This window comes from Aeromonas sp. R4-2 (genome assembly GCF_040908295.1).
GTDB lineage: Bacteria > Pseudomonadota > Gammaproteobacteria > Enterobacterales > Aeromonadaceae > Aeromonas > Aeromonas veronii.
Genome location: NZ_JBFODL010000024.1, coordinates 2,501 through 23,378, shown reverse-complemented (window position 1 = coordinate 23,378; position 20,878 = coordinate 2,501). Strand labels below are relative to the sequence as shown.

Sequence of the window (20,878 nt, the reverse complement as noted above, 5' to 3'; positions counted from 1 at the left end):
GACGCATGTGACGGTCATAGTAACAGTTGCGAAGCGGATTGGCAGCATCCTTAACCGGCTTGATGTGCCAAAGGTAACTGTTGGCTCCTGCTGCAGTGATGGTCGGGTTGCAGCTGTTTTGGGCGCGTCCGGCATCACATTTCTGCCATATATTCCTGTTATCCTGGCCGATTGGCGAATTGGAATCGGCTTTTAAATCGACTAAAAACATATGGTTACGATATTTATGAGATCCATTCTCATACTTTTTTAATATTGTGCTCCCATGCCTCCTTGGTAGACTCAGTCGGCCAGATTAGGTGGTTTACAGGTTCAAGGAAGAGCACACAATGAAAGCCGCATGCCCGATCGCACTGGTCACTGAAAATAATGTGCAGGCCAGCACATTTGCTGCATACCTCATCACTCATTTGAGCCGTCCCGTCCAGCTCATCCACGAGATTAATCAGCTAGATAACCAGTGTGACGGCACGCTGTTTCTCATCGATCTCGACTATATCCGCTCCGGCCAGTCACTGTGCTGGAACCGGGCGATCTCCGAACGCTTTGGCATGGCGACCACTGTGCTGCTCAATGCTCCCACTGCGACGGATCGCGACCTGCTGCTGATGTGGCCGCAGATCTGCGGTCTGTTTTTCCGTCAGGATCCGCTCGACCGGCTGGTTGCCGGGTTGCAGAAAATCCTGCTGGGCGAGTACTGGATGCCGCGCCACCTGCTGTGCGAGCTGGTCGAATACTATCGCCAGGGCAACAGTTATCTGCTGCGCAACGACACCCTGCTGACAGCCAGAGAGCAGGAGATCATCCGTTATCTGATGACGGGCGCCTCCAATGTCGAGATCGCCGACAGCCTGTTTGTCAGCGAGCACACCGTCAAATCCCACCTCTATAACGTCTTTAAAAAGCTGAATGTGAAGAACCGGATCCAGGCGGTGAGCTGGGCCAAAGAGTATCTCGATGCTCCGGACTCCCACTGATGAAAGCGCTCTCTGTGGCGTGTTGCCTCGCGCTGTTTTGGGGCTGCACGACCGTTGTGGCGGCCGAGGCCGATGCACCGCTGGAGTCGGTACAGCCGGAGCAGGAGAGTGATCGGCTGGATGTGGATGGTCTGGTGCTGGATCGCACTTTTACCCGTTTCGGTCAGGGCTTTTATAACGAATTTACCCGATTGCGCAGCGATGAAGACCCGGATGCCAGAGAAAATCTGACGATTCATGAGCGCCCGACAGCCCGCTGGGGCAGCCTGATCTGGATCACCCATAACCGGAAGGTGATTTTTAAAACCGCGCTCTCTCCCGGCCGCAATCAGCAGGAGCAGAGCGCCAAACTGGCTTGGTCACAGGTCAGGCAGACCCTCGAACAGCAGAAGATCGCGACCCTGTTCATGGATACCTTCGATTTGGAACATGATGAACTATAAGGATATTTCTCATGCGTGCCCGGTTATGGCTAGTTGCAGCACTGATAGCGCCAACGCTCCATGCGTCGGAGCTTGTCTATCGCCCCGTCAACCCCAGCTTTGGGGGTAACCCTCTCAACAGCAGTCATCTGCTTGGCACCGCCAATGCGCAGAATGATTACAAGGATCCCGCCAGTGGCAGCGGTAGCAGCGGTACCTCGGCTCTGGATCGCCTGACCTCCAACCTGCAATCCCGCTTGATCAGCCAGCTGCTGGCCGATATCGGCAAGGATGGCAGCCAGAGCGGCAGTCTGGTGACCGATGATTTTGCCATCAATGTGGTGGATGAAGATGGCACTCTGGTGGTTTCGATCACCGACCGGGTGACCAACCAGACCACCATGATCGAAGTGAATGGCCTGATTGCCGACTGAGGGCGCGATGAAACGACAACTGTTATTGATAGTGCCCCTGCTTGCGCTGGCTGGCTGTGCGACCCATATCGGCTCGCCCGTTGCCGATGAGAAGGCAACCCTGATGCCGCGATCCGTCTCTTACAAGGAGCTGATCAGTCTGCCCAAGCCAAAAGGGAAAATTGTCGCGGCCGTCTACGATTTTCGCGATCAGACCGGTCAGTACCTGCCTGCACCGGCGTCCAACTTCTCCACGGCGGTCACCCAGGGTGGGGTGGCCATGCTGAGCACGGCCTTGTGGGACTCTCAATGGTTTGTGCCGCTGGAGCGGGAAGGGCTGCAGAATCTGCTGACCGAGCGCAAGATTGTGCGGGCGGCTCAGAACAAGCCCAATGTTCCCGGCAACAATGCCAATCAACTGCCCTCGCTGGTTGCCGCCAACATCCTGATCGAGGGGGGGATCGTCGCCTATGACAGCAATGTGCGAACCGGCGGGGCGGGGGCCAAGTATTTTGGCATCGGTGCCAGCGGGGAGTATCGGGTCGATCAGGTGACGGTCAATCTGCGCGCCGTCGATATCCGTTCAGGCCGGATCCTGAACAGTGTCACCACCTCCAAGACAGTACTGTCGCAACAGGTGCAGGCCGGGGTATTCCGCTTCGTCGAGTACAAGCGCCTGCTGGAGGCCGAGGCCGGTTTCAGCACCAATGAGCCGGTACAGATGTGTGTCATGTCGGCTATCGAGTCCGGGGTGATCCGGTTGATTGCCAATGGTGTGCGGGACAATCTGTGGCAACTGGCCGACCAGCGGGATATCGACAATCCGATCCTGCAGGAGTACCTGCAAGACAATGCCCCGCTGCTTTGAGTTTTCCCGCTCGCGCAATGCCCTCCCTGGTGGAGGGCATTTTTTTTGGCCTCCATCGAATACGAATTAAGACTTTCTGCTCAGCGACAGGGCGGCGCTTTTCATCCTCGAATCAGCGGAGTGCCTGATAGGCCGCCTTTGGTCTGACAGGGATACTGTGGGCGTTTTCCAACAAGGCGATGGCGCGATGAAACACCTGTTGAGTGCTCTCTTTTTTCTGCTGATATCGGGCGCCCCGCAACTCGCCGCAGAGCCTGCCGTCTTCGACGAGCTGGCGATGGCAAGCGAGCTGGATTCCGGTCTGCAGAACGATGGGAATCAGGCGCTGTTGTGGCAACTCGGTAGCGAGCAGCAACTGCATCTCACCCAGCAAGGGGAGCTGAATCAGGCGCGCCTGCTGCAACAGGGTTGGGCCAATGAGTTGGCGCTCTCCCAGGTGGGAGATGAGAACTGGGTCAATGGCGCGCAGCTGGGCGAGGGCAATAGCGCCGAGCTCTATCAGGCGGGCATCAATAACCGGATTTGGCTGCTGCAACAAGGTAGCGGCAATGAAGCCTGGATCAGTCAGCAAGGGGTAGACAATCAGGCCCGGGCGATCCAGCTGGGTGATGGCAATCAGGCCAGCATCGAGCAAAACGGTAACGGATTGGCGGCAACCGTTATTCAGACGGGAGCCAATCAGCAAGTAAATGTCGTTCAAACCAACTGAGCCTAGGCTCAACCATTAGCACGAGAGGGAAATCATGTTTAAACGTACCATCATTGCCTCGGCAGTTCTTCTGGCGACCAGCACCGCTTGGGCGGCATCTACTGGCAATCAGGCTGAGGTGACTCAGGCTCAATTCTCCAGCGGCAACCTAGCGTACATCCAGCAGGTCGAGGAGAGCACGGCTAACAAGGCGGCGATCTATCAACAGGGTAACGACAACCTCGCCTTGACCGAGCAGCGCAATACCGGTGCTTCCACTGCTGATATCAAGCAAGCCGGTGGCAAGAACGAAGGGGAGGTATTGCAGCAGGGGGTGACCAATAAATCGACCGCGACCATTGATACTAACGGAGAGCTGAACAAGGCCTCGATTACCCAGCAGTACTACAACGGTGAGGCCACGGCCAGGGTGAGCCAGCTTGGTGATGGTAACGATGCCCGCATCAAGCAGGATGATGGCGATCGTGCCAATTCAGTGATTGAGCAGCAAGCGGATGGTAACAGCGCGCAGATCAATAACTACTGGTCTGATTATGCCAGCGCGACCATTACCCAGTCAGGAGAAGGCGGGCATATTGCGGATGTCGATCAACGCGAATCCGATGGTGCCGTTGCCAGCGTGGCTCAAGAGGGTGGCAATAACACGGCCTTAGTCGCACAACGTACAAGCAACTTCGGTTACGGCGCAAACGAGGGCACCTCTGCGGTCGTCAAGCAAAGTGGCAATGACAACACTGCCGAGGTCACTCAGCAGGGGCTGGCCAACGTGGCAACGGTGGAGCAAGGCGGGACCGCTGGCAGCGTGACAGCCCTGCAGTCTGGTGCGACCGCCGGACAAGGGAACAACCTGCTGGCCAAGCAGGCTGGTTCCGGTGAAACCGCCCTTCTGACCCAGACCGGAAGTCGTAACCAGATCGACTCTGAGCAGAGAGGTTCTGAGGATCTGTTGACCATCACCCAGAATGGTAACGAGAACATCGCCAATGCCAGACAGAGCGGAACTGGTGAAACGGCGGTCGTGACTCAGCTGGGTAATGGCAACCAGGCCGATACCAACCAGCAGGGTTCTGGCAACACTGCACAGGTCACTCAGGATGGCAACAATAACCAGGCAGTGGTTGATCAGCTGGCCAGCAGCGTGGGTGGGTTTGTCACTATCGATCAGTTGGGTAGCGACAACTATGCCAATGCAGTGCAAGAGGAAGGTAGTCGCAACAAGGTCGATATTGACCAGAACGGTACTGGCAACCAGGTTGCCGCCGCACGTGGCGTTGAGGGCAAAGGAGCCTGGACCTGGGGCTCGGACAACGAGCTGGTCGTGGCTCAGAAAGGTACTGACAACTGGGCTTATGCCGATGCGTCTCACTCTGACTCTGCGGTGACAGTGACTCAGGATGGGAAACTGAACAGCGCCAAGGTCGAATCCTATCTGGGTAGCGACAACACGCTCACCGTGAGCCAGTTCGGTGAAAAACACGTGGCCAACGTTTACGTCAATGGCGGTATGGGCGGTGGCAATAATGAAGTCGACGTAGCACAAACCGACAGCCTCAACACTGCCAATGTGACTGTCTATGGCAGCGATAACATGGCCTATGTCTATCAGGGTTCTGGTAGCAACTGATGGTTATCTCCGGATTCAGGGGCCTGCGGGCCCCTCTTTTGTTGGTGCTGCTCTGTGGGTTGATGCTGGTTTATCGCGTTTCTTCACCAGCAACTGCAAGGGAAACCGAGATAGAACCCGATCCGTCGATCCGATTGTCCCTCAATATGGTGCAGAACGAACAGGGGCTGTTACTTGCACCGACGCTGCTCAGCAAGCGCGACGTGACGGTGAGTGTCAGGTTGCTGGTGCATGGCGAAGGGGCCGCCGGGAGGACGACTCAGCGCCAGAGCCATAATCTGTCGCTACAGGCTGGAGTGGTCATGGCGGTTGGCAAAATAGGGCTGGGTTTGCGTTGCCCCTATCGGGTCGAGGTTACCGCCCGGATATGGCAAAACGAGCGGTTGCTGGTGGAGAAAAGAGAGCAGATGGCGTGCGCCGGATGATGCGCATTTCATCTCATGACTGTCTATTCATCCAGTAGTCTCTATGCCATACTGACTCGCTCAGGTTTCTGTATCGAGCGTGCAACAAGATGGAAAAGATCGTGGTCCGGGGTGCTCGCACCCACAACCTCAAGAACATCAATCTGACCCTGCCCCGCGACAAGCTGATCGTGGTCACCGGCCTCTCCGGTTCTGGCAAATCCTCTCTGGCGTTCGATACCCTCTATGCCGAGGGGCAGCGCCGTTATGTGGAGTCCCTCTCCGCCTATGCCCGCCAGTTCCTCTCCCTGATGGAGAAGCCGGACGTCGACCATATCGAGGGGCTCTCGCCCGCCATTTCCATCGAGCAGAAGTCCACTTCCCATAACCCGCGCTCGACCGTCGGCACCATTACCGAAATCTACGACTACCTGCGTCTGCTGTTCGCCCGGGTCGGTGAGCCGCGCTGTCCGACCCACGCCATTCCGCTCGCCGCCCAGACCATCAGCCAGATGGTGGATCAGGTGCTGGCCCAGCCGGAGGGGAGCAAGCTGATGCTGCTGGCCCCGGTGGTGCGGGATCGCAAGGGGGAACATACCAAGCTGCTGGAGAATCTGGCGGCTCAGGGCTACATCCGTGCCCGCATCGACGGCGAGGTGTGCGATCTATCTGATCCTCCGACTCTGGAGTTGCACAAGAAGCACACCATCGAGGTGGTGGTGGACCGCTTCAAAGTGCGCGATGACCTTGCCTTGCGTTTGGCCGAGTCGTTCGAGACGGCGTTGACCCTCTCCGGCGGCATAGTGCTGGTAGTGCCGATGGATGGGGAGGAGGGCGTCACCCCCATGACCTTCTCCGCCAACTTCGCCTGCCCGGAGTGCGGCTACTCCATGTCGGAGCTGGAGCCGCGCATCTTCTCCTTCAACAACCCGGCCGGTGCCTGCCCGACTTGTGATGGTCTGGGTGTGCAGCAGTACTTCGATCCCGCCAAGGTGATCGGCGATCCGGCTATCAGTCTAGCCAACGGCGCCATCCGTGGCTGGGACAAGCGCAGCTTCTACTATTTCCAGATGCTCAAATCCCTCTCCGAGCACTACAAGTTCGATCTGGAGACGCCGTGGGAGGATCTGCCGCCGAAGACTCAAGAGGTGATCCTGCGCGGCTCCGGTCGCACCGAGATCGAGTTCCGCTACATGAACGATCGCGGCGATGTGGTGGTGCGCAAGCACCCGTTCGAGGGGATCCTGCACAACATGGAGCGGCGCTACCGGGAGACCGAGTCCAACTCGGTGCGTGAAGAGCTCTCCAAATACATTGCCAACAAATCCTGTACCAGTTGCGGGGGCAGTCGACTGCGGGAGGAGGCGCGTCACGTATTCGTTGACAACCGCAACCTGCCGGCCATCGCCGAGCAGTCCATCGGTGATGCGCTCGCCTTCTTTGAGGGGCTGAACCTTACCGGCCAGCGTGCCCAGATTGCCGAGAAGATCTTGAAAGAGATCGTCGAGCGACTCGGCTTCTTGGTGAACGTGGGCCTCAACTACCTGAGCCTGTCGCGCAGTGCCGAGACTCTCTCAGGCGGCGAAGCGCAACGCATTCGACTGGCCAGCCAGATCGGTGCAGGGCTGGTGGGGGTGATGTATGTGCTGGACGAGCCTTCCATCGGCCTGCACCAGCGTGACAACGAGCGGTTGCTCAAGACCCTCACTCACCTGCGTGATCTTGGCAACACGGTGATCGTGGTGGAGCACGACGAGGATGCCATCCGCCTCGCCGACCATGTACTCGATATCGGCCCGGGGGCGGGTGTGCATGGCGGCGAAATTGTTGCGCAGGGCACCCCCCAGCAGATCATCGACAATCCGGAGTCGCTGACCGGTGACTACCTCTCCGGTCGCAAGCAGATCGCCATTCCTGCCGAGCGTACTCCGCTTACCGGCAAGTGGCTGAAGCTCAAGGGGGCGAGCGGCAACAACCTGCGTAACGTCAACCTGGATCTGCCGATCGGGGTGATGACCTGCGTGACTGGCGTCTCCGGCTCCGGTAAGTCGACCCTGATCAACGACACCCTGTTCCGCATTGCTCACCGCGAGTTGAACAAGGCCACCGAATCCACCCCGGCGCCCTATCGCAGCGTGGAAGGGCTGGAGCATCTGGACAAGGTGGTGGATATCGACCAGAGCCCCATCGGCCGCACCCCGCGCTCCAACCCGGCCACCTATACCGGCCTGTTTACCCCGATCCGCGAGCTGCTCTCCGGCACTCAGGAGGCACGTTCCCGTGGCTATCAGCCGGGCCGCTTCTCCTTCAACGTGAAAGGGGGGCGCTGCGAGGCCTGTCAGGGAGATGGGGTCATCAAGGTGGAGATGCACTTCCTGCCGGACGTCTACGTGCCGTGCGACGTCTGCAAGGGCAAGCGCTACAACCGCGAGACGCTGGAGGTGAAGTACAAGGGCAAGAACATCCACGAAATCCTCGAGATGACGGTGGAAGATGCCCGCGAGTTCTTCGATCCGGTGCCGGCGGTGGCGCGCAAGCTGCAGACCCTGATGGATGTGGGCCTCTCCTATATCCGTCTCGGCCAGTCGGCCACCACGCTGTCGGGCGGCGAGGCGCAGCGGGTCAAGCTGGCGCGTGAGCTCTCCAAGCGGGACACCGGTCAGACTCTCTACATTCTGGATGAGCCGACCACAGGGCTGCACTTCCACGACATCCAGCAACTGCTCAAGGTACTGCACCAGTTGCGGGATCGCGGCAACACCATCGTCATCATCGAGCACAACCTTGATGTGGTAAAAACTGCTGACTGGATCGTAGATTTGGGACCGGAGGGAGGGGCAGGTGGTGGTCGCATTCTGGTGACGGGGACGCCGGAAGAGATTTGCACCAATAAAGAGTCTCATACAGCTCGTTTTTTGCGGCCACTATTGGCGCGATAAGCCGTTATAATCGAGGGGCCTTTGGCCCCTTTTTGTTATAAAAATCGGGAGCATAGGGAGAAGCTCGTCAAGTGGTGCAGGCTTGGCATCTTAGCGTCATGGTAATGGATATATCGGGTTATGGCTCAGGCTCCGCGCAAGATTGATCATCAGTTGGCTTACTCCATGTTCCCCATCTGGCTGGGGGCGATCCTGCTATTGCTGGTCCTGCTGGCGTGGGCCCAGATCCCGGCTGCCAGCCGGATTGAAGAACAGCGAATGAAGGAGCATCTGCTGCGCGTGACCAAGGCGGTGCAGGCGGATGTGGCTGCTCTGGATGCATTCAGTCGGGATTGGGGCATCTGGGATGACAGTCACCGTTTTATGGACAACAAAAGCAGGGCGTACATCGAATCCAACCTGTTCAGTGATATGCCGATGCGGGATTTTAGTCTCAACCTGATGAGCTTCATGGATCTCACCGGCTACGAAATCTGGACGCGCACCCTGCTACCCGATGCGCCGGGGATCAATCCGGACCAGTTTCCCTACTTCCTTGATGAACTGAAAAAGCAGTTAAGGGCGCGCTCGGTGGCGCAAGGGGGCATCAATCTGCACGGGATCCGTGCTTCCCAGTGGGGGCCGCTGATGTACTCGTGGCAGCCGATCAGAAACAGTGACGAGTCGGTTCCGTTCAATGGTTTCTTGCTGGTTGTACGTTGGCTCGACAAAGCCTATCTCGAGCAGGTATCGGAGCGTACCGCGCTGCCACTGGCGATCTCCCACGCCAATCTGGATGTCACCGCTACCTTCAAACCACTGAAACCGCAAATAACGTATCGCCTGATTGACCTTGGGCTCACTCGGCTCAGGGGAGAGGTGCGACTGCTCAACAGCGATAACCAGCCGGTGCTGACTCTGGTGATTGAGGAGGAGAGAAAGATCTTGAGTGGCGTCATGGAGGGGGCGCTCTGGACCTTTATCGGCATGCTGTTTATCAGTTTTATCTGCGTCATGATCGCCATGTATCGGCTCAACAGCATTGTGCTTACCCCGTTGCAGCAGCTGGTGTCGGCGCTGCAACGCTTTGGCGATCGGCCAGATGCCACCTTGATCCCCTATATCGACAGCAGCGCCGAGATGGCGACCTTGAGCGGCAAGTTCAAGGAGATGGCCAGCAAGGTCAGTCAGCAACACGATGATTTGTTGGAAAAATCCAGCCAGATGGAGATGGCTGCATTCACCGACCCCTTGACCCGTTGTTTCAATCGTCGCTATCTCGATGGTTGGTTGCAGGCCAACCGGGCCAAACCTTGTCTGTTATTGCTGCTGGATCTTGATCATTTCAAGCGGATCAATGACCGCCTTGGCCATGACATCGGGGATCTGGTGCTGAAACAGCTGGCGGAGCTGCTGCGCAAGGTGGTGACAGGAGAGCGCGAGCCGATCATCCGGTTGGGCGGGGAGGAGTTCTTGTTGCTGCTACAAGTGGATGACGAGCAAGAGTTGGCGTTGCGGGTCGAATATCTGCGCCAGCGTGTCGCTCAGCACCGCTTTGGCAGAGAGGATGCGCCACTCTGGTTGACGGTGTCGCTGGGGTTCTGCCGCTATCCGTTGCACCCGGAGTGTCCGGATTCATTCTGGAGTCATAGCTTCAAACTGGCTGACATGGCGCTGTATCAGGCCAAAGTCGGCGGGCGAAATCGGTGGTGTGGCTACGCTGGTACCCTCTCTGCTGAGGGAATGGGCCAGACTCCGGAACAGCTTGCCGAAGGGGGGCATATCACCCTGCTGCACTCTGTCAATCCGGATTAACCCTGCCGTACCAATACCAGATAGGCCAGGGCGACAATAAAACCGAGCAGGATAAAGAGAAAGGATCCGATTCCCCACACGGCCGCGAGAAAGGCCCCCACCTTTTGCCATTTCGACTCATTTTTCATAAATAAACCATTACTTACCAGTAACTTGTATGGCGCAAAAAATACGCTGATTTACCCATATAAACAACAATTAATCGCCGCTCTGCCGCGCAATAAGATGTGGTTTGCTTGCCTCTTTTGGCGCTGTGTGCGGGGAGTTACAACCCGCAGAAACAGGCATTTCAGCTTGTTATCTGGGGATTCAACGAGATTGGGATGGCGCGCAAAGATGTCACACCAATCGATTTATTTCTGTGCAACCTTTGCTCCAAGTCAATAACTTTGCGTTTACAAGGGCATATAGTCAGCGGGCTTACAGCATCAAATGAAAACAAAAAAAGGGATTACGTGATGAAAAAATTACTTCCTCTGATGATTGCCGCTGCAGTGACCTCTCCTTTCGCCATGGCCCATCAGGCTGGTGATATTCTGGTTCGTGGTGGTTTGGCATTTGTATCGCCGCAGGAAAGCAGCACGCCTGTAGAGCTGGAAATTAATGACAACATGCAATTGGGATTGACTCTCTCTTACATGATTACTGATAACTGGGGTGTCGAATTGCTGGCTGCAACCCCCTTCTCTCATTCAGTCAAACTGGGTGGCGCTGAAGTTGCCAAGATCAAGCATTTGCCGCCGACTCTGATGGGTCAGTACTATTTTGGCGATGCTCAAAGCAAGGTTCGCCCGTATGTCGGTATTGGCGTGAACTACACCACCTTCTTTGATGAAGAGGGTCGTGGTGCACTGTCAGGAACCGATGTCAAAGTCGATGACTCCTGGGGTGTTGCCGGACAAGTTGGTATCGATATGGCGATCACTGACCGCTGGTTTGTCAACGGTTCAGCCTGGATCATGGATATCGATACCGATGTGCATACAGCGATTGGCACCATTAATACCAAGGTCGACCCGATGGCCTTTATGGTGGGTGTTGGCTACCGCTTCTAATGATTCTGACTGCGGTTCTGAACGGATCGCGGAAGATAGCAAAGTACGTCTCTTTCAGCCCGGCTTGTGCCGGGCTTTTTTCGTATGGCTGATTTTGTCTGTACTGTGATCCAACCCGATACAAATCAATTAAATACCTGCCGCTTTATTTCAGTTATTCGCCACCCCTGCCGATAGTGACTATGTTCACTTTACCTTCCCCCAATGAGTGAGGATGTCTCCATGGGCTTATCTATCGTGCAGCGGATCATCGCCGGATTCGTGTTGATGCTGCTGTTGCTGATCCTGCTTGGTGTGATCAGTACCTTTAAAATCAAGGGTATAAATGACGGCCTCTCTGCCGTATCTGACCGGGCAACTCCGCTGGTGGTGGCTGTCGCAGGTCTCAAGGGGGCATTGCAGGATAGTAACCGCTGGGTGCTGGTCTACCGCACCAGTGAAGATGCCGCCCAGTTGCCGCAACTGGCCAATCAGTTCAAGGAGCAGCAGAACCGCTTCGCCCAGCTGAGTCAGGAGATGGGTAAATTTACCGATGTAGCGGATGCTCGTGCCCGCTTCCAGCAGGTCGAGAGTGCTACCACTCAATTTTATGGCTTGGCGGATCAGGTGTTGGCCCAGCATCGGCAGTGGGTCAGCGCGCTGGAGCAGCGCCACAAGCTGGAGATGGAATTTATCCGCCTTGAGGATACCTACCAGTGGGCGGCGGATTTGCTGCTGCAACAGACCGCCAGCAAGCGCTCCATGCGCAACAAGGCAGAGCTCATTACCTCGGGTATCGCTCGCGATCTGAAGAATATCCGTCGTGCCGATACCAAAACCGACCTGAACGAGCTGGAAAAGGTGTTGAGCAAGGATATCGAGATGGCCCGCAAGCGGTTGGAGCGGGTGCTGGTGCCCGATGATGTGAAAGCGCGCTTTGTCTCCAATCTGGATCGGATGCAGGAGTTGGCGCTTGGCGCTCAGGGCTTGCTGGCAACCATGCGTCAGGCTCAGCAACTGGCGCTGTCGCTGGCCACGCAAAATCAGCAGCTGGATGCCAGTCTGGTCAACAGCCTCAATTTGCTCGATGAGATGGGCAAGTCTGCCGGAGCCATCGCCAGCGATAGCCGGATCAATGCCGATGCAGCGGTCAGTAGCGCCAGCTTCTGGATCCTGGTGGTTGCCGCGATGTCTGCCGCTGCCGCACTGGTGATCGGCTATACCACGGCGCGCAGCATTCAGCGCCCGTTGCAGATGATCAACAAGGAGCTCGATTACATGGCGGCCGGTGACATGACCCGCCGCATCAACTACCGCAGCAGTTGCGAATTTGGCAGTCTCTCTCGCTCTATCGATACGCTGGCGGGCAAGACCGGCGAGCTGCTCTCTCAAATCAATGCGGGCTCCCGTCATCTGGTGGATGAAGCGAGCCGCGCCGCCGAGATCAGCGAACGGGCCATGTCCCGGGTACAGGAGCAGAAGAGCCAGACCGATCAGGTAGCCGCCGCCATTACCGAGCTGGAAGTGAGCGCCACCGAGGTGGCCCGCTCTACCGATGGCACCAAGCGGGAAGTGGATCTGGCTGATGAAGAGGCGCGCAATGGTCGCCAGAAAGTGGCCACCACTCGCCGGATCACCGAGCAGCTGGCTGGCGCCATGGAGGAGGCGGTCGGGATCACCTACAAGCTGGGCGAATTCAGCAACAACATCGGCAGCATTCTCGATGTGATCCGCAGCATCGCCGAGCAGACCAACCTGCTGGCCTTGAACGCCGCCATCGAAGCGGCCCGTGCTGGCGATGCCGGCCGCGGGTTTGCGGTGGTGGCCGATGAAGTGCGGGCGCTGGCCAATCGCACCCAGACCTCGACCGAAGAGATCCAGGGGATGATTGAGAACCTGCAGAGCTCCAGCAAGCATGTGGTTGAAGTGATGGGGCGCAGCCAGGAGCAGACCCAGAGCTGTGTCGAGCAGACTCGCGAGATGGATGTGGCGCTGCAATCCATTGCCGATCGGATGGGTGCCATCAAATCGATGGCTGATCAGGTGGCCCATGCCGCTCAGGAGCAGATCTCCGTCAGTCAGGGGGTCGCTCGTCATATCGCCGGTATTGCCGATGTGGCATACGAGACCGAGCGGGAGGCGCGGGAATCCGCCAGCAGCAGCGAAGTGCTGGCCGACCTGGTCGCCAAACAGCAGCAATTGATCGCACATTTCAAGGTCTAGGAGGGCTTATGTCTAAAAAGTGGATTGGAGCCCTGAGTCTCCTGTTGTGTGGCCAGCTGATGGCCAGCGAGCTGGTGATTGAAAGCTGGCGAACCGATGACAAGGCGTTGTGGGAGCAGAAGATTATCCCGGCGTTTGAAGCGGCGCATCCCGGCATCAAGGTGAGTTTTCATCCGGTGCAGAACGTCAACTACATGCCCACTCTGTGGGAGAGCCTGAAAGAGGGTAAGGCGGGGGATCTTATTACCTGTCGTCCGTTTGATGACTCGCTCGCCCTGTTCAAGGCGGGCAATCTGGCCGAGCTGACCGAAATGGCAGGGATGGAGAACTTCCCGAGTTTTGCCCAGTCACCGTGGCAGACCGATTCCGGAGCCCAGACCTTCTGCGTACCCATGGCCTCGGTGATCCATGGCTTCTTCTATAACAAGAAGATTTTCAGTGAATTGGGGCTCACCTTGCCGCAAACCCGCGATCAGTTCTTTGCCGTGCTGGACAAGATCAAGGCCGACGGGCGCTATGTGCCGCTGGCCATGAGCGGTTCCGAGAGTTGGGTTGCCTCCGAACTGGGGTTCCAGAACATTGGTCCCAACTACTGGAAGGGAGAGGACGGTCGTCTGGCACTGATCGGCGGGCAGGAGCGGTTGGACAACCCGCAATATGTGAAGGTGTTCGACGAGCTGGCCCGTTGGCGTTCCTACCTCGGTGAAGGTGGTGAGAGCCGCGATTATGCGACCAGCAACGAGTTGTTCACGTCTGGCAAGGCTGCCTTCTATGTGGCGGGCTCCTGGGAGATTGCCCCCTTCACCGGCAAGGTCGATTTTGGCGTCATGCGTCCGCCGGTGGCCAAACAGGGTGATGGCTGTTTCTTTACCGACCACACCGATATCGGTATGGGGATGAATCCGGCCAGCAAGAATAAAGAGGGTGCAATGGCTTTCCTGCAGTGGCTGACGACGCCGCAATTTGCCGAGCTCTATACCAACTCGCTGCCGGGATTCTTCTCCCTCTCCAACCACTTCTTCGATGTCACCAATCCGGCGGCCAAAGAGATGATGGAGTGGCGCGATCAGTGTGACTCGACCATTCGGGTGGCGACCCAGATCCTCTCCCGTGGTACGCCCAAGTTGGGGGATGAACTGGCCGAGGTGAGTCAGGCAGTGCTGCTTGGCAAGATGGAGCCCAAGGCTGCCGCGGATCGACTGGAAAGTGGCTTGAAGGGCTGGTATGCCCCTCATCAGGGCAACAAGGCCAAGAGTGCGGATTGTCAGTGTGATACGGTTGCCCCTGCCCCTGCCCCTGCCCCTGCCCCTGCTCCGGCTTCAGCGCCTGCGACTGAGGTGTCCGCAGCTCCCGTGACCAGTGAAACGCCTGCCGTGGTGGCACCCGTAGAACCCGCATCCGCGGCCGCTGCCCCATTACCGGCGCCGTCGGATGAGGTGGAGCAGGCGCTCTCCAACGAGCTGGAGGCGCCACAGCAGCCACAGCAATAGGTCATCTGCATCAATAAGAGCGGGAGGCATCAGCCTCCCGTTTTTTTATGGCTCGCGGCCAGCATGTATCGCTTTATTGTGCTTCGTGGGGCCAGCGGCAGAGGCTGCCGATGCGGGCAACCGGGGCAAACCCCAGGGAGCGGTAAATGCGCTGGGCATGGTAATGCTCGTCAGCCACTATGATCAGCTTTTTGGCACGGGATAATCCTGCGCGAGCCACTTGACTCAGCAGCTGGCGGCATAACCCCTGGTTGCGCCACGCATGGTGCGTGCGTACTAACTGGAAGCGCCCAAGTGTGCCGCAAAAGAAGAGGCCGCAGCTGGCGACCAGTTGACCCTCTCGCCAGATCCCCCACCAGTCCCCGAGGCCATCGGCAATCATGGCCTGATAGAGCGCCTGGCGGGATCGCAGATAGGGAAGATAGCTCTGTTCCGAGTGCCCCTCATCCCGCTCATGGAGTTCGAAGTCGAGCCACTCAGGCCAATCAGCAGTGGTGAAGGTACGTGCCTCAACCTTGTTCATGTCGCCGTGAGGAGGTGGGCAACTCTGTTCATCCAGCGCCAGTACCACGCACTCCATATATTGGTAACCCGTTGCGACAAAACCGGCGATCCGGCTGTTTTGTCCGGCCGCCAGTGGCCATTGGAAGGTGCGGTGGCGCACTCGAGGATCCTGGCCGATCAGCTGATCGAATGCGGCTTCCAGCCAGCCTTTATCATGGTCGCTGGGCGGGTTGGGGAGTAGCAGGTAGTTGCCGAAGTAGTAGTCGGGAGCATCCGGCGTGCGAACCGCCCAGAACTGATCGTGCTGAACGACCTCGCCCTGATAGCGATCGAACAGCAAGTCGGTGGCAAAGCCGGGGTGGGTATCCATGATGGTGCTCCTGCAAAGACTCATTCTGTTATCGGCAGGAGTGGGAAATAGATGAAAAGGGGCCGGAGAAACCTCCGGCCAAACAATCACACGCAGATTCAGAACGTCCAGGACGATCTGCCCCCATCATAACTCGACTGGGGCAATTTTGGGATGGGCACTTTTCGGTTACGTACCGTTAATTTTGTAAATATGAAGTTCGTCAGATCGGATGTGAGGTAAATCCCTGTTGACTTTGTGTCGTTTTACTCATAAATATAAAGACGTTTAGACGTCCAAACATCCGTTTTGACGTAGGCAGATGGATTGCAGGACAGGGAGAAGAGCAGATGGGTTTTCACAGTGCACGTCAGGTTGAGGCGCTCAACCAGAGCTTGGCAGATTTGAATGGCGATATATCGGTCAGTTTCGAGTTTTTTCCACCCAACAGTGAAGGGATGGAGAATACCCTCTGGCAGTCCATCGAACGGCTGAAAGTGCTGGAACCCAAGTTTGTCTCCGTCACCTATGGCGCCAACTCCGGCACCCGTGATCGCACCCACAAGGTGATCAAGGACATCAAGGAACGGACAGGCCTGATTGCGGCGCCGCACCTGACCTGTATCGATGCCAGTCGCGACGAACTGCGCACCATCGCCCGTGATTACTGGAACAGTGGTATTCGCCATATCGTGGCTCTGCGCGGTGATTTGCCGCAGGGGTTGGAGAAGCCGGATATGTATGCCACCGATCTGGTTGCCCTGCTCAAGTCAGAGGCGGACTTCGATATCTCGGTTGCCGCCTATCCGGAAGGTCACCCGGAGGCCAAGAGTGCGCAATCCGACCTGCTCAACCTCAAGCGCAAGATCGATGCCGGTGCCAACCGCGCCATCACTCAGTTCTTCTTCGATGTGGAAACGTATTTGCGCTTTCGGGATCGCTGCGCCGCTATCGGCATCGATGCTGAAATCGTGCCGGGGATCCTGCCGGTCTCCAACTACCAGACACTGGCCAAGTTTGCCGGTTTTACCAACGTGAAGATCCCACGCTGGATGCATCAGCGTTTCGAGGGGCTGGATAACGATCAGATGACCCGCAATCTGGTGGGGGCTAGCATCGCCATCGATCAGGTGCGCGTGCTGAGTCAGGAAGGGGTGAAGGATTTCCACTTCTATACCCTGAACCGCTCCGAGCTGACTTATGCCATCTGCCATACTCTGGGGGTTCGTCCCAAGGGTTGACCGGTGGCTACCGCGATAAAAGCAAAAAGCCAATGAGTTGCTCATTGGCTTTTTCGTTATGGCCGATTATCAAGGTCTGGTCGGGGCGATCTCTTTTGGCTCAAGATCGATAACCGCATTACCGGCAGCCCCCGGATACTGGTGATAGACCTGATCCTGCTCCAGTGTGTAGAAGGTATCCAGATAGTCGTCGTTATTGGTCATCCAGGAGTCGGGCAGTGCCTTGACGATGCGACCGCCGAGATCGAGGAAGGGCAGGGCTTCCGGCACGCCACCCGCAGTAAAGCCGAGTTTGAGAGCTTCAATCAGCAGGGTGCTCAGCTCCTTGTAGTTGACGTTGTCATCCTGCTCCATCATCACCACATCGACGGCACCCCAGCGATAGCGATCCCAGTAAACCAGGATCTGGTTGGGGGTGTAGTCTGTGTTGTCATAGTCGAGGTAGGGCATGTCGACAATATCGACCACTGGCTCATCCCGACTGGGATTGACCCCTGCGACCACCGCATACACTTCGGCTGCGCCGAGCAGCCAGGGCTCCTGATCATCCTTCAGTCTGATCTTTTTCAGGATACTGGTCTTGAGCGGCGCCGTGCTGGCCGCCACTCGCGGGGCGCTTTGCAGATCCGCATCGGCCAGCGCTTTGCGCATCACCTTCAAGCCTGCGTTTTTGGCTTTGACGGGATCGGCTTCGACTACCAGAACCGGCCGGGCCGGTGCCTTGTCCACATCCAGATAGACGGGATTGCCAGCGCTGTCGAACGCTTCAATGGCGCTCCAGCTCTTCTCATCCCCACTAGGAACATAGGCGACCAGCGGTTCGACGCCCTGTTGCAGTGCGGCGGCCTGATCGGTGTTGGCCAGTCGCAACTGCATCAGTTGCTTGACCTCGCCATCCAGTCCTTGCCGGCTGATGGCCGCCTGGTTGGCATCGCTCGCCTGCCGTTTAAGCCGTGGACTGGCCTTCTGCAGCAGGTTGGGAAGCGGGCTCTGGTATTGCTGATTGCTCAGCAGGGGCAGCAGGTTTTTCTGCTGAAGTGCGAGCTGGCGAGCCAGCTCTCGATCCGTATCGGCAGCCTGGACGCTCGTAGCACCCAGTATGGCCAGTAGTAACAAGACAGCCTGATTTTTCATTTTTATACTCCGTTGTATGGAACCTGACAGGGCACCATGTCCGGGAAGATTGGTGCCCTGGCACCACTAGAAGGAAATTAGTTTCACTTGTGAATCATTTTATCTGGATAGTGTGCAGAGGTTCACGGTTTGAGGTTCAATTGATTCCTTTGTCGATATGATTGGAACTGATAGATAGCCAGACCAATCAGCAGACCCCAGCAGGCTGCCGCGATGCCGAGCAGGCTGATCCCGGACGCGGTAATGATAAAGGTGAGCAGCGCAGCTTCTCGCGCTTGATCCTGTTGCAAGGCAGAGTGCAGGCTGCTGCCGATGGTACCTAGCAGGGCCAAACCAGCGACGCAGGTGACAAGGGCTGCCGGAAAGGCGCTAAACAGGGCTGTGACGGTCGCACCGAAGCAGCCGGTCACGAGATAAAAGCAACCCGCCCAAACCGCAGCAGGCCAGCGGCGCTTGGTATCCGGGTCGACCTCTTTTCCCATGCAGATGGCGGCAGTGATGGCGGCCAGATTGAAGGCATAGCCGCCAAAAGGGGCGAGCAGCAGGCCGGTCAGGCCGGTCCAGCTGATCAGCGAGGAGGTGGAAGGCTGATAGCCATGGGCTCGCAAGATGGCAATCCCCGGCATGTTTTGCGATGTCATGGTGACAATGAACAGCGGTAGTGCGATACCAAACAGAGCATCAAGGGAGAAGGCTGGCCATGTCCAGACCGGGCTGGCGAGTTGCCAGTGAAGGGTGCCCAGTTGCAAATCCCCCCGCACGCTGCAGATCAGCATCCCCACTCCCAGTACCAGCACCATGGTATAGCGGGGCCAGAGATGACGACCCAGCAGGAAGGTCAGCAGCAGGGTGCCAAGCAGCAAGGGATCTTGCGGGGCGACCTTGAACAGATCCAATCCGAATCTGAGCAGCACGCCAGCGAGCATGGCGGCGGCCAGTGGAGCCGGGATATGTTTCATCAAACGGTCGAACCAGCCGCTGATGCCACACAGCGTGATCAGCAGGGACGAGATCACAAAGGCGCCGATGGCTTCCGCCAGAGTGAAGCTGCCCAACGTGGTGATCAGCAGTGCCGCGCCCGGTGTGGACCAGGCGGTTAGTATGGGTATGCGGTAATAGAGAGAGAGGCCGATGCAGCTCACCCCCATGCCGATCCCCAGCGTCCAGAGCCAGGAGGCGACTTGAGCAGTATCAGCACCTGCTGCCGTGGCGGCCTGGATGATCAGGATGACGGAGCTGGTGTAGCCGACCATCACGGCGATAAAGCCTGCGACCAGATGGGGGAGTGCGAAGGGCATGACTCTTCCTCTTGGCGTTGTGACGCGCTGTGCGTTATTACGTACAATACAGCTTTGACTATAACGCTGTGCGCTATAGCGCACAAGGTGCATCGTGCAAGAGTAATAAAGAGGCAGTTATGCAAGAGATGAGTCAGCATCTGGCTGCTCGACTGAAGGGGCTCCGCAGCGAGCGCGGCTGGAGCCTGGATGCCGCCGCGCGCGAAACGGGTGTCAGCAAAGCGATGCTGGGGCAGATTGAGCGGGGAGAGTCCAGCCCGACGGTGGCGACGCTATGGAAGATAGCCACCGGTTTTCGAGTCTCATTTTCCAGTTTTATTGAGCCCACACCCGCCACGCAGGAAGAGGTGCTCTATCGCACCGCCGATGCCATTCGCCAGCAGCCTGCGGGAGAGGGCATGCAAGTGGCGCCGCTCTTCCCTTATGAAAACCGGTTTGGTTTCGAGTTGCTTGAACTGACCCTGTTGCCGGGTTACCAGCGTGAGTCCGAGTCCCATGAGCCGGGAGTGACCGAGCATGTCATCGTCATCAGCGGCATGATGGAGGTGCTGGTGGAAGGGGAGTGGCGCTCACTGGTGCAAGGGGAGGCGGTGCGTTTTGCTGCCGATCGTCCCCACGGTTATCGGAATCTCGGCATAGCCTCGGCGATCTTCCACAACCTGATCCACTATCCGCTGGCAACACCCTGAACATGTTCCGCAGTCATCAACCCGGTCGACCATCTGCTCTGGGGCGGATCAGTATCGGGGTATAGACCCAGACAAACAGACCATAGGCAGCGATCCAGGCAAGCGCGCTGAGGTTCCAGCCATGCAGTGTATAAGCAGGCCAGAACAGCGGAATCGCTACCCGCATTGTGGCGGCAGCGATAACCAGGGCGAATGCGCCAGTGATCCTGCGTCCTACCTGCAAGGCCCGACCGCTATGGCCGAGGGAGACTCGCGCAATCATGCCCAGGATCATGGTGCCCATACAGCCTGCGCTGAGCAGGTGACTGGCCATCGACAACGTGATGGGCAGACCCGCGCTATGTGCCGCAAGGGAGAGCAGGCCAAGAGGGATAAACAGATAGGCGAGATGGAGTGACCACAGCAGGGGATGCGCAAGGGTCGATGGCAGATGCCAACGTAGTTGCCGCCACAGATGCAAACTCGCCGCCACTATATAGAGAGGCACTATATATATGCTGGTGACCCATTGGGTGGGGAGCAGCAACCAGCAGAGCAAGATAAGCCACTGTGTCGCGAGCGCAGTCCGTTCTAGCCAGAGTCGAGGTGCAGCTTTCTCCTGACCGGTTGTTCGGGCGGTGAAGAACGGAATCACCCTTCCACCCATCACGGCGATCAGGGTGGTAAACAACAGCACAGTGGTGATCAATATGTGCTCAACGGTGGTCCAATCGGCCTGCCATAACCAGCTGGCACCATTGAGCAAGGTCAGTATCAGCAACAGGGG

At 57.5% G+C, this 20,878-nt stretch carries 19 protein-coding genes (1 of these 19 only partly in view); 14 read left to right on the top strand and 5 right to left on the bottom strand.

Annotated features, from left to right (window positions below):
* The first annotated feature begins 329 nt into the window (after positions 1 to 329).
* The 9 genes from AB5Y99_RS18280 (at position 330) to AB5Y99_RS18240 (ending at position 10,150) form a co-directional block, all read left to right on the top strand.
* Positions 330 to 977 (top strand): LuxR C-terminal-related transcriptional regulator, encoded by a 648-nt coding sequence (locus AB5Y99_RS18280; RefSeq protein WP_368210403.1) that lies wholly within the window; start codon positions 330 to 332, stop codon positions 975 to 977.
* Positions 977 to 1,420, top strand: coding sequence for a curli production assembly/transport protein CsgE (locus AB5Y99_RS18275; RefSeq protein ID WP_201958546.1), 444 nt, complete (start codon positions 977 to 979; stop codon positions 1,418 to 1,420). The genes AB5Y99_RS18280 and AB5Y99_RS18275 overlap by 1 nt, the downstream gene beginning before the upstream one ends.
* Before the next feature lie 11 nt (positions 1,421 to 1,431).
* Positions 1,432 to 1,833 (top strand): curli assembly protein CsgF, encoded by a 402-nt coding sequence (locus AB5Y99_RS18270; protein WP_019445195.1) that lies wholly within the window; start codon positions 1,432 to 1,434, stop codon positions 1,831 to 1,833.
* Positions 1,834 to 1,840: 7 nt separating this feature from the next.
* Positions 1,841 to 2,680, top strand: coding sequence for a CsgG/HfaB family protein (locus AB5Y99_RS18265; protein ID WP_005355003.1), 840 nt, complete (start codon positions 1,841 to 1,843; stop codon positions 2,678 to 2,680).
* Between the two features lie 187 nt (positions 2,681 to 2,867).
* Positions 2,868 to 3,389 carry a curlin gene (locus AB5Y99_RS18260; RefSeq protein ID WP_064341412.1) on the top strand — a complete coding sequence of 174 codons (522 nt, stop codon included), beginning with the start codon at positions 2,868 to 2,870 and terminating at the stop codon, positions 3,387 to 3,389.
* 34 nt (positions 3,390 to 3,423) lie between these two features.
* Positions 3,424 to 5,013 (top strand): curlin, encoded by a 1,590-nt coding sequence (locus AB5Y99_RS18255; RefSeq protein WP_368210402.1) that lies wholly within the window; start codon positions 3,424 to 3,426, stop codon positions 5,011 to 5,013.
* Positions 5,013 to 5,438 (top strand): hypothetical protein, encoded by a 426-nt coding sequence (locus AB5Y99_RS18250; RefSeq protein WP_368210399.1) that lies wholly within the window; start codon positions 5,013 to 5,015, stop codon positions 5,436 to 5,438. The genes AB5Y99_RS18255 and AB5Y99_RS18250 overlap by 1 nt, the downstream gene beginning before the upstream one ends.
* Positions 5,439 to 5,527: 89 nt before the next feature.
* Positions 5,528 to 8,356, top strand: a complete 2,829-nt coding sequence (uvrA, locus tag AB5Y99_RS18245; RefSeq protein WP_158110948.1) for an excinuclease ABC subunit UvrA — start codon at positions 5,528 to 5,530, stop codon at positions 8,354 to 8,356.
* Between the two features lie 120 nt (positions 8,357 to 8,476).
* Positions 8,477 to 10,150, top strand: a complete 1,674-nt coding sequence (locus AB5Y99_RS18240; RefSeq protein WP_368210396.1) for a diguanylate cyclase — start codon at positions 8,477 to 8,479, stop codon at positions 10,148 to 10,150.
* On the opposite strand, the gene AB5Y99_RS18235 is transcribed toward AB5Y99_RS18240, so the two are convergent.
* Positions 10,147 to 10,278 carry a hypothetical protein gene (locus AB5Y99_RS18235; RefSeq protein ID WP_019445201.1) on the bottom strand — a complete coding sequence of 44 codons (132 nt, stop codon included), beginning with the start codon at positions 10,276 to 10,278 and terminating at the stop codon, positions 10,147 to 10,149. The genes AB5Y99_RS18240 and AB5Y99_RS18235 overlap by 4 nt on opposite strands.
* A 330-nt stretch (positions 10,279 to 10,608) precedes the next feature.
* Between AB5Y99_RS18235 and AB5Y99_RS18230 the strand changes: the two genes are divergently transcribed.
* From AB5Y99_RS18230 to AB5Y99_RS18220, 3 genes are all read left to right on the top strand, one after another.
* Complete coding sequence (locus AB5Y99_RS18230; protein WP_005340187.1) at positions 10,609 to 11,205, top strand: OmpW family outer membrane protein; 597 nt, start codon at positions 10,609 to 10,611, stop codon at positions 11,203 to 11,205.
* Positions 11,206 to 11,427: 222 nt separating this feature from the next.
* Positions 11,428 to 13,407 carry a methyl-accepting chemotaxis protein gene (locus AB5Y99_RS18225; RefSeq protein ID WP_323894303.1) on the top strand — a complete coding sequence of 660 codons (1,980 nt, stop codon included), beginning with the start codon at positions 11,428 to 11,430 and terminating at the stop codon, positions 13,405 to 13,407.
* Positions 13,408 to 13,415: 8 nt separating this feature from the next.
* Positions 13,416 to 14,897, top strand: coding sequence for an ABC transporter substrate-binding protein (locus AB5Y99_RS18220; protein WP_368210394.1), 1,482 nt, complete (start codon positions 13,416 to 13,418; stop codon positions 14,895 to 14,897).
* Positions 14,898 to 14,970: 73 nt separating this feature from the next.
* Here AB5Y99_RS18220 and AB5Y99_RS18215 read toward each other — a convergent pair whose 3' ends face one another.
* Positions 14,971 to 15,771, bottom strand: a complete 801-nt coding sequence (locus AB5Y99_RS18215) for a GNAT family N-acetyltransferase (RefSeq protein WP_368210391.1) — start codon at positions 15,769 to 15,771, stop codon at positions 14,971 to 14,973.
* A 329-nt stretch (positions 15,772 to 16,100) separates the two neighbouring features.
* On the opposite strand from AB5Y99_RS18215, the gene metF reads away from it, so the two are divergent.
* The gene (gene metF, locus AB5Y99_RS18210) at positions 16,101 to 16,991 is read left to right on the top strand and encodes a methylenetetrahydrofolate reductase (RefSeq protein ID WP_005340191.1); all 891 of its coding nucleotides are present in this window, start codon (positions 16,101 to 16,103) and stop codon (positions 16,989 to 16,991) included.
* A gap of 69 nt (positions 16,992 to 17,060) precedes the next feature.
* Here the strand turns inward: metF and AB5Y99_RS18205 are convergent, their stop codons facing one another.
* Both AB5Y99_RS18205 and AB5Y99_RS18200 read right to left on the bottom strand, forming a co-directional pair.
* Positions 17,061 to 18,125 (bottom strand): DUF3103 family protein, encoded by a 1,065-nt coding sequence (locus AB5Y99_RS18205; protein WP_368210389.1) that lies wholly within the window; start codon positions 18,123 to 18,125, stop codon positions 17,061 to 17,063.
* Between the two features lie 122 nt (positions 18,126 to 18,247).
* Positions 18,248 to 19,423, bottom strand: a complete 1,176-nt coding sequence (locus AB5Y99_RS18200) for a benzoate/H(+) symporter BenE family transporter (protein ID WP_368210386.1) — start codon at positions 19,421 to 19,423, stop codon at positions 18,248 to 18,250.
* A gap of 119 nt (positions 19,424 to 19,542) precedes the next feature.
* Between AB5Y99_RS18200 and AB5Y99_RS18195 the strand changes: the two genes are divergently transcribed.
* Positions 19,543 to 20,112, top strand: coding sequence for a helix-turn-helix domain-containing protein (locus tag AB5Y99_RS18195; protein WP_368210383.1), 570 nt, complete (start codon positions 19,543 to 19,545; stop codon positions 20,110 to 20,112).
* Positions 20,113 to 20,128: 16 nt separating this feature from the next.
* On the opposite strand, the gene AB5Y99_RS18190 is transcribed toward AB5Y99_RS18195, so the two are convergent.
* On the bottom strand, positions 20,129 to 20,878 hold the 3' portion of the coding sequence (locus AB5Y99_RS18190) for an NnrS family protein (protein ID WP_368210382.1). 447 nt of this gene lie beyond the right edge of the window; the window shows 750 of its 1,197 coding nt (coding positions 448–1,197); its start codon lies off the right edge, out of view — the gene reads right to left on this strand; the stop codon is at positions 20,129 to 20,131.